This is a genomic window from Paenibacillus beijingensis (genome assembly GCF_000961095.1).
Lineage (GTDB): Bacteria > Bacillota > Bacilli > Paenibacillales > Paenibacillaceae > Paenibacillus_O > Paenibacillus_O beijingensis.
In genome coordinates this window covers 4,725,455-4,741,052 of the sequence record NZ_CP011058.1, presented here as the reverse complement: position 1 = coordinate 4,741,052, position 15,598 = coordinate 4,725,455, and the positions used below count along the sequence as shown (strand labels likewise).

Annotated in this window: 14 protein-coding genes; 6 read left to right on the top strand and 8 right to left on the bottom strand. The window is 56.3% G+C overall.

What is annotated here, in order from left to right:
• Positions 1-238 precede the first annotated feature (238 nt).
• The 3 genes from VN24_RS21480 to VN24_RS21470 all read left to right on the top strand — a co-directional run bounded on the left by VN24_RS21480 (position 239) and on the right by VN24_RS21470 (position 3,126).
• Positions 239-1,297 (top strand): Gfo/Idh/MocA family protein, encoded by a 1,059-nt coding sequence (locus VN24_RS21480; RefSeq protein WP_045672097.1) that lies wholly within the window; start codon positions 239-241, stop codon positions 1,295-1,297.
• A 67-nt stretch (positions 1,298-1,364) separates the two neighbouring features.
• Positions 1,365-2,246, top strand: a complete 882-nt coding sequence (locus VN24_RS21475) for a sugar phosphate isomerase/epimerase family protein (RefSeq protein ID WP_045672096.1) — start codon at positions 1,365-1,367, stop codon at positions 2,244-2,246.
• A gap of 25 nt (positions 2,247-2,271) precedes the next feature.
• The gene (locus VN24_RS21470) at positions 2,272-3,126 is read left to right on the top strand and encodes a sugar phosphate isomerase/epimerase family protein (protein ID WP_045672095.1); all 855 of its coding nucleotides are present in this window, start codon (positions 2,272-2,274) and stop codon (positions 3,124-3,126) included.
• An 8-nt stretch (positions 3,127-3,134) separates the two neighbouring features.
• On the opposite strand, the gene VN24_RS21465 is transcribed toward VN24_RS21470, so the two are convergent.
• Genes VN24_RS21465 through corA form a run of 3 tightly spaced genes read right to left on the bottom strand, consistent with a single transcriptional unit; the run spans position 3,135 to position 7,197 of the window.
• A complete protein-coding gene (locus VN24_RS21465) occupies positions 3,135-3,410 on the bottom strand; it encodes a DUF1294 domain-containing protein (RefSeq protein WP_045672094.1) in 276 nt (91 codons plus the stop codon).
• A 53-nt stretch (positions 3,411-3,463) separates the two neighbouring features.
• A complete protein-coding gene (hrpB, locus tag VN24_RS21460) occupies positions 3,464-6,205 on the bottom strand; it encodes an ATP-dependent helicase HrpB (protein WP_045673551.1) in 2,742 nt (913 codons plus the stop codon).
• A 41-nt stretch (positions 6,206-6,246) separates the two neighbouring features.
• The gene (gene corA / locus VN24_RS21455; protein ID WP_045672093.1) at positions 6,247-7,197 is read right to left on the bottom strand and encodes a magnesium/cobalt transporter CorA; all 951 of its coding nucleotides are present in this window, start codon (positions 7,195-7,197) and stop codon (positions 6,247-6,249) included.
• 300 nt (positions 7,198-7,497) lie between these two features.
• Here corA and gluQRS point away from each other — a divergent pair, with 300 nt between their 5' ends.
• The gene (gene gluQRS, locus VN24_RS21450) at positions 7,498-8,481 is read left to right on the top strand and encodes a tRNA glutamyl-Q(34) synthetase GluQRS (RefSeq protein ID WP_045672092.1); all 984 of its coding nucleotides are present in this window, start codon (positions 7,498-7,500) and stop codon (positions 8,479-8,481) included.
• A 156-nt stretch (positions 8,482-8,637) separates the two neighbouring features.
• Here the strand turns inward: gluQRS and VN24_RS21445 are convergent, their stop codons facing one another.
• Positions 8,638-8,907 (bottom strand): hypothetical protein, encoded by a 270-nt coding sequence (locus VN24_RS21445; protein ID WP_045672091.1) that lies wholly within the window; start codon positions 8,905-8,907, stop codon positions 8,638-8,640.
• Positions 8,904-9,338 carry a LacI family DNA-binding transcriptional regulator gene (locus tag VN24_RS28730; protein ID WP_045672090.1) on the bottom strand — a complete coding sequence of 145 codons (435 nt, stop codon included), beginning with the start codon at positions 9,336-9,338 and terminating at the stop codon, positions 8,904-8,906. Before VN24_RS28730 ends, VN24_RS21445 begins: the two co-directional genes overlap by 4 nt.
• Positions 9,339-9,354: 16 nt before the next feature.
• Between VN24_RS28730 and VN24_RS21435 the strand changes: the two genes are divergently transcribed.
• Together VN24_RS21435 and VN24_RS21430 are read left to right on the top strand one after the other, a co-directional pair.
• The gene (locus tag VN24_RS21435; protein WP_045672089.1) at positions 9,355-10,350 is read left to right on the top strand and encodes a DUF1835 domain-containing protein; all 996 of its coding nucleotides are present in this window, start codon (positions 9,355-9,357) and stop codon (positions 10,348-10,350) included.
• 41 nt (positions 10,351-10,391) lie between these two features.
• Entirely contained in the window at positions 10,392-11,375 is a 984-nt protein-coding gene (locus VN24_RS21430; RefSeq protein WP_045672088.1) for an aldo/keto reductase, read from the top strand.
• A 332-nt stretch (positions 11,376-11,707) separates the two neighbouring features.
• Here the strand turns inward: VN24_RS21430 and VN24_RS21425 are convergent, their stop codons facing one another.
• From VN24_RS21425 to VN24_RS21415, 3 genes are all read right to left on the bottom strand, one after another.
• A complete protein-coding gene (locus VN24_RS21425) occupies positions 11,708-12,373 on the bottom strand; it encodes a response regulator (RefSeq protein ID WP_202967399.1) in 666 nt (221 codons plus the stop codon).
• A complete protein-coding gene (locus VN24_RS21420; RefSeq protein WP_158453694.1) occupies positions 12,348-14,405 on the bottom strand; it encodes a sensor histidine kinase in 2,058 nt (685 codons plus the stop codon). Before VN24_RS21420 ends, VN24_RS21425 begins: the two co-directional genes overlap by 26 nt.
• A 92-nt stretch (positions 14,406-14,497) precedes the next feature.
• Positions 14,498-15,052: a hypothetical protein gene (locus VN24_RS21415; RefSeq protein ID WP_045672086.1), complete on the bottom strand. Its 555-nt coding sequence runs from the start codon at positions 15,050-15,052 to the stop codon at positions 14,498-14,500.
• Positions 15,053-15,598: the final 546 nt, after the last annotated feature.

The following is a 15,598-nucleotide window of genomic DNA, read 5'->3' as shown; positions in this document are numbered from 1 at the left end:
GATCATTCAATTCATTAAAGGGCGGAACGGTCAAAATCTTGTTGAAATGAATATATAGTCCATGCAGGTTGGCATTCTGTACATTCACGACCCGAATATTGCATGGTAAATTAAAGCTATCTCAAACATCATGATATCACATCCTTTTAATGAAGATGAACAAATAGGTCATGCCGCTAATCTCGGCAGCAACGCGAGGCGGCAGCAAACTTACCGCAGGAGAGGAAGGCACAGGCGAATGAGTCAATTGAAAGTCGGAGTGATCGGCGCAGGTTCCATATCGGGTGCGCATCTGGGAGCTTATGCGGCCAACCCGGACATTGAGCTGGTAGCAATATGCGACCTGAACGAGCAGCGGGCGCAGGAAACGTCGGCCAAATACGGCATTCCGAACGTGTACACCGATTACCGCGAGCTGCTTGCAAGCTCCGATGCCGAGGCCGTCAGCGTTTGTACTTGGAACAACACGCACGCCGAGATCAGCATCGCAGCCCTTGAAGCGGGCAAACATGTGCTGTGCGAAAAACCGCTTTGCAAAACGGTCGAGGAAGCGCTGCGCGTGCAGGACGCCGTCCGCCGTTCCGGCAAGCTGCTTCAAGTCGGCGTTGTACGGCGGTACGCCTCCAACACGGATGTCGTACGCCGGTTTGTGGACGCGGGTGAGCTGGGCGACATTTATTATGCAAAGGCGAGCTGCCTGCGGCGGCTCGGCAATCCGGGCGGCTGGTTCTCCGACCGCGAACGGTCCGGAGGCGGTCCGCTGATCGATCTCGGCGTTCATATCATTGACGCGTGCTGGTATTTGATGGGTCGTCCGAAAGTAAAAAGCGTGAGCGGCAATACATACCGCAAGCTGGGCAACCGCTCCAACATCCAAAACTTATCGTTTTACAAAGCAGCCGATTACGACGCCGAGCGCAATGACGTGGAAGATTTGGCCAATGCGCTCATCCGCTTCGAAAACGGGGCGTCGCTGTTTGTGGATGTCAGTTTTACGCTGCATGCGAAACAGGATTCGATTTCGGTACAGCTGTTTGGCGACAAGGGCGGCGCGGAGCTAGAGCCCGAGCTGCGCATCGTGACCGAGCGCCACGATACGATCATGAACATCACCCCTCAGGTCGATCATTTGTCCTTTGATTTTGTGCAGGCGTTCGGGCGTGAAATTGCCCATTTCGCCGACAGCTGCCGGGGCTTGAAGGAGACGCTCAGTCCAGTTGAGGACGGCGTTGAACTCATTAAAATGCTGACCGCGATCTATGAATCGGCGGCAATCGGCAAGGAAATTCACTTTTAGCAGCCGGCAAGCCGCGCGCAGTATACTCACCATTTTACCGCTTGATCAGGAAAGGAATGTGCGATAGATGAATTTGTCCAATAAAATCGGCGTCATCGTAGACAGCTTCGGAATCGGCGTTACCGAGGGATTAAAGAAAGCGAAGGCGGTCGGCGCGGAAGGCGTTCAAATCTATGCCGTATCCGGAGAAATGGACCCGGCCGCTCTCTCCCCCGGCAAACGGAAAGAGCTGCGGGAGTTTATATACGGTCTCGGGCTTGAAATTTCGGCGCTGTGCGGCGACCTCGGCGGGTACGGATTCCAGGACCGGGGCGCCAATCTTGCCAAGGTGGAAAAGTCCAAGCGGATCCTCGATTTGGCGGTCGAGCTCGGAACGCCCATTGTGACGACGCATATCGGCATCGTTCCGGACGATGCAAACGGTCCGATTTATGCCGCGATGCAGGAAGCGTGCGATGAACTGGGACGATACGCCAAAAGCATGAACGCTTATTTTGCGATCGAAACCGGACCGGAGCCGGCCGCCCATCTGAAGGCGTTTCTCGACACGCTGAGCACGAACGGCGTATCGGTCAATTTCGATCCCGCCAATATGGTCATGGTGACGGGCGACGATCCGGTACAGGGCGTCCGCACGCTAAAAGACTATATCGTCCATACGCACGTCAAGGACGGCATCCGGCGCAGGCCGATCGATCCGCGCAAAGTGTACGGTTTTCTTGGCTTCGAAGGAAACGGCTTGGACCATGCGGCGATCTCCGAAATGGCTTCCTCGGGCAACGCGTTCGAAGAGGTTCCGCTCGGGGAAGGAGCAGTCGATTTCAGCGCTTATTTTGCCGCACTGCAGGAAATCGGATATGAAGGGTATTTGACGATCGAACGCGAGGTCGGCACGAAACCCGAGGAAGACATCCGCAAAGCGGTCGAATTCATCCGGGCATTCCGTTGACGGTAATCAAAGGAGGAAACGTAACATGAAACCGGCACTGAGCATATGGAGTTGCCACAAATATTTGTATGATGGAACATGGAACAATGAGGATTTCATCGCTTTTGCCGCCGAAGCCGGAGCTGAAGGCGTCGAGCTGCTTAATATGTTTTGGAAAAATGATGATGAACTGGACCGAGTCAAGGAAGCTTTGGAACGCAACGGACTGAAGCTGGCCTGCTTCGGAGCGGGGAATAACTTTGCAGAGCCTGATGAAGTCAAACGCCGGCAGCAGGTGGACGACATCCGCACCGCCGTCGATCGTGCCGCCGCGCTCGGCGCGAGTGTCGTCCGCGTCTTTGCCGGAGACCGTAAAGAAGGCGTCTCGTACGACGACGCCAAATTATGGATTGCGGAAGGATTGAAGGAAGCGGCAGCTTACGCGGAAGCGAAAGGAATTGCGCTTTGCCTGGAAAATCACGGCGTGTTTGCAGGCAAGGCGCACCAGGTGCTGGAAATCATTCAGCAGGTGGACTCCCCCGCCCTGCGCAGCACGTTCGATATGGGCAACTTCCTGCTTGTCGATGACAATCCGTCGGAAGCGATCGTCAAGCTGCTCCCTTATCTGTCGCATGTGCATGTGAAAGATTTCGTGAAAGTGCCGGAAAATTATGAAGGCTTGGCGTTCAAGGCGCTTAACGGGGAGCGGTTTGCCGGCAAAGTACCCGGCGAAGGCTCGGTTGATATCGGGTACGTGTTCGATCAGCTGCAGCTCTCCGGCTACGAAGACTGGCTTACCGTTGAATATGAAGGCGACGAAGACCAGCAGCTCGGTTCGCGCCGCGCCCTGCTTAAGGTGCGCGAGCTTGCGGGCGGGCAAACGACCGAAAGCCGCAAATAACGCACCGGCTATAACAAGCTTCGTACGAACAGCGCTCCAAGCGCCAAGTTGAGCAGGAGCAGCAGCGGAATGCCGATCGTGAACGAAGCATGCTTCGTTTTGTGGCGCCAAATCCGCATGCCGATTAACGCACCCATGGAACCGCCGGCCGCACTGACGAGAAACAGACGTTTCTCGGGGATGCGGCGGCGGTTTTTGCGTGCGGCCGCTTTGTCGCTCCCGAACATGGCAAAAGCGGCAATATTAATAATGGCAATATATAGTGTAAACAGCGCAACAGCCATCCGGTCACCTCCTTCCGACATTTATGAAAAAATCCGATCCTATTCAATGCGGCTTATGTCCTCGGCTTGGCGCGGCTGGTCGGAATGGCTGACAGCGGGTCGTCCGGCCAATAGTGCTTCGGATACCGACCTTTTAAATCTTTTTTCACTTCGAAATAGACGCTGCTCCAGAAGCTTTCCAGATCCCGCGTCACTTGAACCGGGCGGCGGGCCGGGGACAGCAAGTGAAGCGTTAGCGGCAGGCGTCCGCCGCCGAGCCGGGGTGTTTGCCTCATGCCGAACATTTCCTGCAGCCGCACCGCAACCGCCGGCGCGGCCGGATCGCTGTAATCTACGGGCACGCGCGAACCGCTCGGCACGGTAATATGAGTCGGCATCTGCTCGTCAAGCTCCCTCCGCTGCGGCCAGTCAAGCATCGACTCAAGCGCATCCGTCAGCGGCAGCCGGCGCAGATCTTCCCGGCTTTTCATCCCGTGAACGAAAGGCGCCAGCCATTGCCCCACATTTGCAGAAAGAGCTTCATCCGACACATCCGGATAGGTACCGTTCACGCTGTGCATGGCGATGATCCGCTCCTGAAGCTGTCTTGCCCCCCGGCTCCAAGGCAGCAGCCCAATCCCTTCCTGGCGTATTCCGTCCAAAAGTGCGTCTGCGACCTCGTCCGGATTCATACGATGCAGCGGCACTTCGCGTATAACAAGCGCTCCCAGCTTCACCCGCCTCCGTCCTCGAACCGCTCCGGCTTCACGATCCCATTCAACCGTCTCTTCGGTTTGAAACCTTGTCTCCATCGCTTCTTCCAGCTCTTCAATTGATACCGGCGCGGCCAGGTCGATCCGGCTTTCCGTGCCGGAATCGTCCAGCTCGGCAGCGGCGAGATATGCTGCCTGCGAGAGCGGCTGCAGGTGCGCAAGCGCGGCCCCCCGTCCGTTCGCGAGCAAAAAGCGTCCGTCCGGCCTGCGCTGGGCGATACGGTCGGGATAGGCAAGCGCAAGCAGCAAGCCCCAAGGCGGCTCGGCGGACGCAGCGCGGGCCATTGATGCGCCGCTGCCGTCAGCGCCGGCGGCGGCATCTGCCGCGGATGCCGCGGATGCACCTGGTGACGCAGAAGCACGCGATGCGGCGGGAGCAACAGATGCGGCCGATGCGGCGTGTGCGACAGGTGCAGCGAATCCCGCGGAGACGTCGGGTGCGATGGATGCGTCGGGTGCATCAGATGCAGGGGATGCAGGGGAAGCGTCGGTGGCCGGGCCACCGACGGCAGCGGAGCCTGAGGCGCCGAGCTGCTGCGCGAGCGCCCTGCGCCACTGCCGCGCCTCCGCCGCCGTCTTCGCAGCGGCCGCGGCGAAGCCCGGTTCGCTCGTGCGGCCGGAGGCCGCGCCGCCGCGAGTCCATGCGCGCAGCGCTTCCAGGCGCAGGCGGATGTCCGCGCTGCGCTCGCCGCGCAGCAGATCGCGCTCGCCAAGCAGCGCGGCCAGCTCGCATGCGGCATCGCCCCAGCCGAGCGGCGCGGATGCGAGCGCCATGTGCGCGAGGCGGGGATGCCCGCCAAGCGCGGCCATGCGGCGGCCGTGCGGCGTCACGCGGCCGCTCTCGTCCAGCGCGCCGAGCGAGCGCAGCAGCTCCCGCGCCTGCGCATAAGCGCCCTGCGGCGGCGGATCAAGCCACGCCAGCTCGAGCGGATCGTGCACGCCCCAGACCGCCAATTCCAGCGTGAGCGGCGCAAGATCGGCCTCCAGCAGCTCAGGCGTTCCGGATGCGGGCAGCTGCAGCTGCTGCTGCTGCGACCAGAGCCGAAAGCAAATTCCCGGGCCGAGCCTTCCCGCGCGCCCCCGCCGCTGATCGGCCGATGCGCGCGAGACGGCGACCGTCTCCAGCCTCGTCATGCCGGTGCGCGGCGAGAATCGGGGCACGCGCATCCGCCCGCTGTCCACAACCGCAGTAATGCCTTCCACCGTCAAGCTCGATTCCGCGATCGAGGTGGACAGCACGATTTTTCGTTCTCCCGGTCCGCAAGGGGCGATCGCTTCGTCCTGCGCCTGCAGCGGCAGACTGCCGTGCAGAAAGGCTACCTTCACACCATCCGGCAGACCGAGCCGGCGCAGCTCGGTATCGGTACGGCGCATCTCCGCCATTCCGGGCAGAAACACGAGCACGTCCCCTTCACGCACCGCTTCAAGAGCTGCTGCAGCAGCTCCCTCCTCCAGCCTTTTGCCCGGACCGAGAGGCCTATACCTCGTTTCCACCGGATACTGCCGCCCAGTGCTTTCAATAACCGGGGCATCTCCGAGCAGCTCCGCAACCGGCTCCGCTTCAATCGTCGCCGACATAATGAGCAGCCGCAGATCATCCCGCAGCAGCGATTGCGTCTGCAAACATAACGCCAGCCCAAGGTCGCTGTGCAGATGGCGCTCATGGTATTCGTCGAACAGCACCGCTCCGACGCCCTCAAGGGCGGGATCCTCCTGCAGCATCCGAGTAAGCACGCCTTCGGTTACGACCTCGATGCGGGTCGACGGCCCGACCTTCGTATCCATTCTCACCCGGTAGCCGACCGTTCCTCCCGGCTGCTCGCCGAGCTCGGCGGCCATGTAGCGTGCGGCCGAGCGCGCCGCAAGCCGGCGCGGCTCCAGCATAATAATGCGCTGTCCGGCAAGCCACGTTTCCTTAAGGAGCGCGAGCGGAACCCGCGTCGTTTTGCCTGCGCCGGGCTGCGCCACCAGCACCGCATTGCGCCGCTCCCGGAGCGCATTCAGCAGCTGCGGCAGCACGCCGTCAATCGGCAGTGATTTCATTGCGCCGCCTCCTTTTTTTTCATATTGACCCCTGATCGAAATCATTCAAACCATCCCTTGCGGCGGAACCACGCATACATGGAAAACCCGACCAGCAGCATAACGCCGAGCACTGCGAAATAACCCCACTGCCATTGCAGCTCCGGCATGTTGACAAAGTTCATCCCGTAAATACCGGCAATAAAAGTAAGCGGCATAAAGATTGTCGTGATGACCGTCAATGTCTTCATGATCAGGTTCATCCGGTTGGAGTTATAAGACATGAAGCTGTCGCGCAGATCGGCGGTCATCTCGCGGCTCGCTTCGATCGTTTCGGATTGCTTGAGCAGATGGTCGTACACGTCATGGAAAAAAGCCGCCAGTTCCTTCATGCCGGGAATCTCTCCCATGCTTATGATCCGGTACAGCAAATCGCGCATCGGCACAACGGTTTTGCGAAGACGGAGGAGACGCGACCGGATGTTGAAAATATCGTTCATATCCGTCTGGCTCGCCAAATGGCCGCTCCCGATTTCCATATCGAGCAGCGTATCCTCAAGCTCATAAACGGCAGGAAAATATTGGTCCACAAGCTTGTCCATGACGAAATAAACGGCAAACAAATGCCCTCTGGCGGCATGTTCGGCAGGAAAAGGACAATGCTTCCATGCATCATCGATCTCAAAGGATGGATGAAAATGAAACGTCACAGCAAAGTCCGGTCCGAGAAACACATTCACTTCGTTCACATGGAGCGTTCCGGGATCAATGGAATGAAGCACGAAAAAATGGATATCCCCGTAATGGTCCACTTTGGGCCGCTGCAGCAGATGAAGACAGTCCTCGATCGCCAGCGGATGAAAGTGAAAATAGCTGTCCAGCAGCTGAATTTCGTATTCGTCCGGGTTGTCGAAATCAACCCAATACCATTCCTTATCCAACGTCTCCAGATCCGCCAGCTTCAAATCTTTGAGCAGCTCCTGCTGTTTCGTCATCGCCATCACTCGAATCATACCCGTTTCGTTCCTCCCGTTACCGATCACAGCGTCATTGCTATTCATACTTCTCTATTTGTTCCGGCACAGCTCATATGCTGCTCAGGTGCAGCTTACGATGAAGCACCTTATCCGATCAAATTGCGCCGTCCAAAAAAGGCATGCTATCATTATCGTGTCGCTTTTGCAGGTTCATGCTCATCTTCCCTGTTTTCCGGGAAAAATATTTCCGCAGCCATACGCAAAGTTTCGGCTCTATTATTCGGTCTCTTTAGACCGTTATCATACCATGGGAACATGGATACATAAAAGGAGAGGATGCGATTGATTCGCGGCCGCTTTGCCCCGACGCCTTCGGGGCTTATGCATATCGGCAACGCAAGGACCGCGCTGCTGGCCTGGCTGCTAATCCGCAGCCGCGGCGGGGAATTCATCCTGCGAATGGAAGACATCGACCGACCGCGATCCAAGCCCCGTTTCGCGGAACAAATTGTATCAGATATGCGCTGGCTCGGTCTGAACTGGGACGAAGGGCCGGATACGGGAGGTCCGTTCGGACCCTATACGCAGAGCGAGCGGCTTGAGCTGTACGAATCGGCACTGCGCAAGCTTGAACGCGAAGGCAAGCTGTATCCGTGCTACTGCAGTCGCGCGGAGCTGCTTGCCGTCGCCAGCGCGCCGCACGGGCTGGCGTCCGAGGGACCGCAGTACCCCGGCACCTGCCGCTGCCTGTCGCCTCAGGAGCGACTGGAACGCGCGCGCGTCAAGACGCCGTCGCTCCGCTTCCGAGTGCCGGATGAGCCGGTTCATTTCCGGGACGAGGCCGCCGGCGACCAGACCGCTCCCGCCGGTGCCGGCGGCGATTTCATCGTGCGCCGTGCTGACGGCATCATCAGCTACCAGCTGGCCGTCGTCGTCGATGATGCCGCAATGATGGTGACGGACGTGCTTCGGGGCGTCGATTTGCTCGATTCGACTCCCCGCCAGCTTTATCTGTATGACGGACTCGGTCTCACCCCTCCGCGCTTCGCCCACGTGCCTCTGCTTAACGGCAGTGACGGCAAGCGTCTGGCAAAGCGCCACGGTGCGGTATCGCTTCACGCCATCCGGGAGAGCGGCACGCCGCCGGAGACGGTAATCGGCTGCCTGGCCTACTTAAGCGGCCTGCTCGATCGGCCCGAGCCGGTCAAGTCCGCCGAGCTGGCGGCGGATTTCAAGCTGGAACGCGTTCCCCGCGAAGCTGTAGAGGTCGATGAGCGTCTGCTGCAGATGCTGGCGGGAAACACCGGGAAGCGGATTTGAACGTATTTCGCATTTCGGCACTTGTTTTATGCGTCACCGAATCCAACGATTGGACACAGCAATCAAATGAGGCCCGCTTAGCTCATTATGAGATTTTTCAGTTGATCGCCGAGATTCGTTCTTTAATTGCGCCTCGAGATCTTTCATGCAGTCGCGTCACAAGCTCCGGGTGTTTCGTTTGCGCAGAAACGGTATAATCGAACGGGTGGGAAAGCGTAAGCGGTTTGCCGCCTTTTTGCGCGCAGGGTAAAGCATCATGCCAAAATGCTCATTCACCCATTTCGCATGAACTTTGCCGAGCTGGTCATGGAAAGTGTCTTGAGCCCAGTTGTTCACGTTCCACACCCCGCCGAAATAAAACAGCGTTTTCCCGTTGACGGCGAGATTATGAATTTTTTTCCATTTAATCCTATTCCTGAAAATCATCCCACACTTTTCCTTTGAACGTTACCGAGTCCCATAGCACAGGAAACGTATCGGCGGATGCCCCGGATTGCTTCAAGTGTCCAGCAGCAAATGTGGGACTCGTCCATTTCATAGCCGTGCCCATGCAATTTCTCCCGGAATCCTTTTAACCTTAAAAAGTGGCTTCGATGTTCCTGAGGCCCTGCGATGAACGCCATGTTGGATAGGCCAAGCGTCAGCATAAATTCGGCCGCCAGCTGCCCGCCGCGCTCATCGTCGTTGACGAGGTGAATGACGCCGTTATCATTGGAAGTAACGCGCGAAACCGTCGATTTCGATACCCCCGAAATACGTGCAATGTCTTTGTAAAATTTGGTATCATGAAAGAATTTTAAACGTGGACTCTGAAAAAGTTTGCCGGTGTGCTTTAATTGAACTATGAAGCATTTCAATTAAGGAGGTCGAAGCATGCTCCATATCGTAAACGGAGATTCCGTCGCGGACAAGCTGCGGCAAACCGTCGTGCAGGGCGATATTCTCGTCTGGAGAGAACTCTACTCTGAAGGTCCGGTATTTGACGATCCCGCGCAGCAGTCCCACCGTTCCGTGCGGGCGCAATATTTGGAACGGACGATGGGAATTCCGGCCCGGGAATACATTGCCGGCTGCGAAGCGCAGGAGAAGGCGCTGGCCGATTTCAGCCGCTACAAGGAAATCGTATTGTGGTTCGAATACGATCTGTTCGACCAGACGATGCTTTGTTATTTGCTCCATTGGTTTTCCGGACAATCTCTTGGCCATACGAAGCTGAGCCTGCTAAACATCGACTCGTTTCCGGGCATCGATTCGTTTCGCGGCTTGGGACAGCTGTCCGTGAAACAGCTGGAGCAACTGCTCGGCGCTTGGCACCCTGTGCAGCAGGAGCAACTCGATTTGGGCGCTCAAGTGTGGGAAGCGTACGCTTCGCCCGAACCAGGCGAACTTGTGCGGCTCCTTGCAGCCGATACCTCCGCCCTCCCCTTTGTGCATGACGCTTTTCAGCTCCATTTGTCGCGTCTCCCCTCCGTTTACAACGGACTCGGCATTGTCGAGCAGACGACGCTGGAGATCCTGCAGCGCGCTCCGCTTACGACGTTTAATCTGTTCGCTCAAGCCGGGGATCGGCTTCACGTTCTTGGCATGGGTGATCTGCAGTATTGGCACTGTCTTGCGAAAATGTCTCAAAGTCCGCATCCCCTGCTCCATATCGAAGGTCTAACCTCTTTTCCAAATTATAAAAATCACTCGCCGTCATTCGGCAACTGTGCCGTTCGTTTAACGGAGCTGGGCAGAGTCGTTTTGAGCGGGGAAAAAGACTGGATGCAAGTGAACGGAATCGATGAATGGTACGGAGGTGTACATCTGCATGGGCATTTAATACAATGGAGATGGGACTCATCCCAAAATATGGTTGTCTCGACGTAACCGGACGCGGACAAGCGTCCAAAATGAGAGGAGCGATTACGATGGAGAAGAGATTGCTCGGCGGAGAGCTGGAAGTATCGGCTCTGGGACTCGGATGTATGGGAATGTCGGACTTTTACAGCGGCCGGGATGAAGAGGAATCGGTGCTGACGATTCACAGGGCGCTGGATCTGGGCGTTAATTTCCTCGATACGGCAGATATGTATGGCATCGGCTCAAACGAAGAGCTGGTCGGACAAGCGATAAAAGACCGGCGCGGCGAAGTCGTGCTGGCGACCAAATTCGGCAACATGCGCAGCGCGGACGGCGCTTTCCTCGGCGTCAACGGCCGTCCCGAATATGTCAGAAGCGCCTGCGAAGCGAGTCTGAAGCGCCTCGGCGTCGACTATATCGACCTTTATTACCAGCACCGGGTCGATCCGAACGTGCCGATTGAAGAAACGGTCGGCGCGATGGCCGAGCTTGTGAGCGAAGGCAAAGTCCGCTACCTCGGGCTGTCCGAAGCCGCTCCCGCAACAATCCGGCGCGCACACGCGGTCCATCCGATCACGGCGCTGCAAACGGAATATTCGCTGTGGAGCCGCGATGTGGAAGATGAGATTTTGCCGGTCTGCCGGGAGCTTGGCATCGGATTCGTCCCATACAGCCCGCTCGGACGCGGATTCCTCACCGGTCAATTCCGGACGATCGATGATTTGGCCGAAGACGATTTCCGCCGCTTCTCCCCTCGCTTTCAAGGGGACAACTTTCAGAAAAACCTCGATCTTGTCATCCGCATCGAAGAAATTGCCGCCGAAAAAGACTGCACCCCTTCTCAGCTTGCATTGGCGTGGCTGCTTGCGCAGGGCGACGACATCGTCTCCATTCCGGGCACGAAACGCAGAATCTATTTGGAAGAAAACGTGGGCGCGCTCGGCATCTCGCTGTCGGAAGCGGACCTCGCCCGCATCGAAGAAGCGGCTCCGCAAGGCGCCGCGGCGGGAAGCCGTTATCACGAAGCCGGCATGAAAGCCGTCAACCTGTAACGCTTCGAGCAATTCTCGCGCCGGCAGATTGTGCCGCGGAATGGATGAACATTAGAGTGCCGCAGTGCGCCGAGAGAGATCACGGTTTACTGACAAGCTCGAGTAAGCGAGCTGCTCGACACTCTGGCTGGAGGACGAGATTCTCCGAAAAAAGAGACCTTGCAAGGTCTCTTTTTTCGTGATTTCCATCACTTCCTGTTCGAACACAACCGATATATGAAATGCCGCTCATGGCTGATGACGAGAATCCCCTTGTTGCTCATATAAAGGAGCAGTCCAACATTCAAGCTTGAATCGAATGCACGTTCATCGCATTTTCCTTTTAAACGGCTTTACAGACCGGACTCTCTGGCCAATATGATCGCCTTGGATCGATCCGTCACCTGTAATTTATTCAGGATGTTCGAAATATGGTTCCGGACCGTCTTCGGACGCAGTCCGAGCAGAGTGCCGATCTCGGAATTGCTGTTTCCCTTTGCGAGAAGAGCAAGAACCTCTTTTTCCCTTGCCGTCAGCTCCGGGAATAGATCAATCCGTGCGCTATGCTGCTGCGAATCGAAATAATAGATCATCCGTTTGGCAATCGCCGGGCTGAATATCGCTTCACCGTCGGCTGCCGCATATACCGCTCTTACGATTTCCCGTTTTCGGGCTCCCTTCAGCAAATAACCGCGAGCACCCGCCCGCATGGCGGAGAAAATCGAAGCGTCGTCATCGATCATACTTAACATGATGACTCCAATATGCGGGCTCATTCGCAGAATCTCGCGCATCGATTCGATACCGCTGCAGTCCGGAAGATCTATATCCATCAGCACGATATCCGGCTGCTGCTCCTCTGCCATATCGATCGCTTCGGCGCCCGTAGCCGCCTCTCCCGCGAACTCAAAATCTTTTACACTGGCCAGAATCGACAGCAGTCCTTCCCGGAAAACGGGATGGTCGTCGACGACCAAAATCCGGATCATCTCTTCAATTTCCTGAGCTGTCCGCTCCATTGCCCGCCGCCTCCTTTGCTGCCGGAATCATCACTTGAACCGTTGTCCCTTGTCCGGTGGAATTGATTTGGCAGCATCCTCCGAGTTCCTCCGCCCGTTCTTTCATCGATCTGATCCCGACACCGGGGGAAACAGGGCTTTCGAATCCTTTCCCGTTGTCCGCAATTGTGAGGCGGAGTCCATCTGAAGACATCAATTCCACCTGACAACGCGATGCCCCTCCATGTCTGAAAGAATTGGTAATTGCCTCCTGAACAATCCGGTACATCGCTACCTCTGTCGCTGCGCTTAAGGGAGGCAGCGGCTGCGCGGCAATAATCCGCACTTCTTTGCCACCCTCCGAGAACCGCAAAGCAAGCTCCTGCAAAGCAAACAGCAGTCCGAACTCATCCAATACCGGCGGCCTAAGCGCATAGACGAGCGAACGAATATCCGCGATTGCCGACTCGATGCCTTCCTGAACGTCCGTAACGAGCCGCTGCAGGGACGTGTTGTTTTCCATGCGATCCGCGATTACCTCGGTTTTCAACAGAATACTCGCCAAGTGAGCGCCCAGTCCGTCATGCAGGTCGCGGCGCAGCCTGCGGCGTTCCTCTTCGCGGGTATGAACAAGCCTCTCCTTGGACTCCCTCAGCTGTTCGTTCAGCCGCTCCGCATAAAGGGCGAAGCTGATCTGACGGATCAGATGATGCAGCAGCTCAAGCCGTTCAATCGACATTTTGTTAAGCGACTCCGCGGCATGGATGACCAATGCTCCAACGTTCTTTCCTTCCCATTCAAGCGGCACTTTCGTGCTCATTTCGTGCGGGTCTCCAAATTCGGCGACTTTCTTTTCGGCGCCGGTCCCGGTGTAGAGACACGCGTAAGTGAGGGAAAGTGCTTGCGCAATTCCGATCACGATATCCGTCCAAACCGATTGCGCCCGCCCGATCGTTTCCACCTGAGCGATCATTCGCGTCAAAGGCAGGTATGGGTTTTCCGGATCTCCATAAACGAGTCGATTGATGCCTCTCTGCAGACCGAGATGAATCGGATGAAAGAGGACGGCGATAACGCCGCTGGCCAAAAGCGAGACCAGAACATTGTCTCCCCGCAGCAGAATGCTGAACCCGCCCACCGAAAAAGCATAGAGCAGCGTGATCAAAAAGCTCAGTGTTGTAAAAACGATCGTGCGATGCAGCGCGACAGTTGATTTCTGAAGGCGGTGCTCGAGCACGCCGATTCCGATTGCGACCGGCCAGAACATCAACGCTGCAAAAAATATCACCTGCACGACGAGCTGCACAAGCCCATCCTGCAGCAAATAAGGAAGCACTAACAGCAGTCCGCCGAAGACGTAGCACAGCAGACTGATCGCGAACCACTTGAGGTTCCGTCGTTCTTTGACGGTTATCGTATGACGCATTCGATCACGGAGCGAGAGCAGGAACGGACCGTGAGTCGACAATAGGAGTACCGTCATAAAGACGGGATCCCAATTCAGCTGCGCCCAATGTTCCGGAACAATAAACCGGTACGACTGGGCACCCACCCAAATCGCGGACGGAATCAGCGTCCATTTGGGGGTGAAGCGCCCGTCAGGAAACAGGAATAAAAATGGCAGATAGAAGGATCCTGCCGCGTCCATCGCGTGGAATGTAAACAGCAGCACCGGCGATTGCTGCAGCGCCAGCGGATCCGTACAGAAGATCGTGCCCGTTATGATCAGGAATATTGACGCTGCCAGACAGAAGGGATCCCGTCTTCCATAATGGTATAATAGAACAGCCACTGAAAAATAAGAGAGATTGGATATGCTCATGAAAATGATAAGCAAGGCGCTGTACAATGAAGCAGTGATGCCGTATGCGGCCAAATCATTCGCGGCATGTTCAGTTAAGCGCATCGGGTTCTCGCAGTGCAGCGGCTGTTCGCATGCAATCTGGAGAGAAGCGTACCCTTCCCATTTGGACACGGCAAAGACAGCCAAGGCCAATCCAAGAACCAGCCACCAAACAATGGTTACGGAAAATAACAGAAAACGGCGACTCATCATCCTTTCCCCAGCTTCCATCGGCTATTGTATCTGTAATTATAGCTGGAATCGTCGAAGCCGTCTTCAGTTATCATACAGCAAACCGCCAGCTATACCGAAGCCTCAAAATAGGAACTATTTTTAACCGTCTTGTTCGCCAGGACATAATAGCCGAAGCCAATGTAGCTGAGCCCCCATGCTACGGTTGCCCAATCTGTCACGACCGGGATGAAGGATATCACAGGGAAGAGCAAGAAGAGCACAACGGTCCAAATCGGATAAATTCGTGCTCGTAACGTCAAAATGCAAAATCCGAGCATCCCAATCAGCGCCATAAGCGAGTTGATATTTTGCATCGGTGCGATAAAGTCGCTGCTGCTTGCCGATACCCCCAGCATTGTTGACCATACTAATCCGGCCGTCAGCGTACTGCTGAGCGAGATGAGAAGCACCGATAGAAACCCGATCATTCCAAGCCGATGCGCCTCGTACAGATACACGCCGAAAATACCGACCCCCATCAACAAGCAAGCGACGAATCCGAAATAGAGTTCCTGCTGGCTGTCGGTTCCCCAAATGACTGCGCTCGGCGCCATCCCGATCCGAGCGATACCGCCCAAGAGCGCCGTTAATGCCAGCCCCCTTGTAATCTGTTCCATCTTCATCCGATAACCCTCCAATTTCATGATTGAATACCCGGCAGCTAATCAGCTAATCGGCAATTCCCCTGCATCGGAATCCTTCACAAGAATATCAAGTACACGGTCCCGTCGTCATGGTGAGAGAATCCCGGGCAATCGGGAATGTTTCGGGACACTACTCATTTTCGCCCTCTTCCCTCCTCAATCATTGTGATCTAGTTAGGGAGGTATGGGATAAGCAGGTTAAACAATGGGCGATGGAATGGGGCGAGGACCGGGATTGGCCGGGGCGTCTTGTGGAGCTGTTGCAGCTTGAAGGCGTCCGTGCAGCGGGTATGGAATTTTAGTTTAGTCAACAATGCAACCCATTCAACCCATGACGGATATGAAAACTTGGATGCAAGCTTCAGAACGCCCATTATGCGGTAAATGTGCGCGCCGCGTGCCTGCTCAGCGCCCAGTTTGCGCGGCGTTTCAATAACCCTTCAGGCAGGCGGATCATCAATATGATATCCGGCCAGGATAAAGGAAGATGCGGCATGGATTACAGGACAAATCATCCACTCCGAC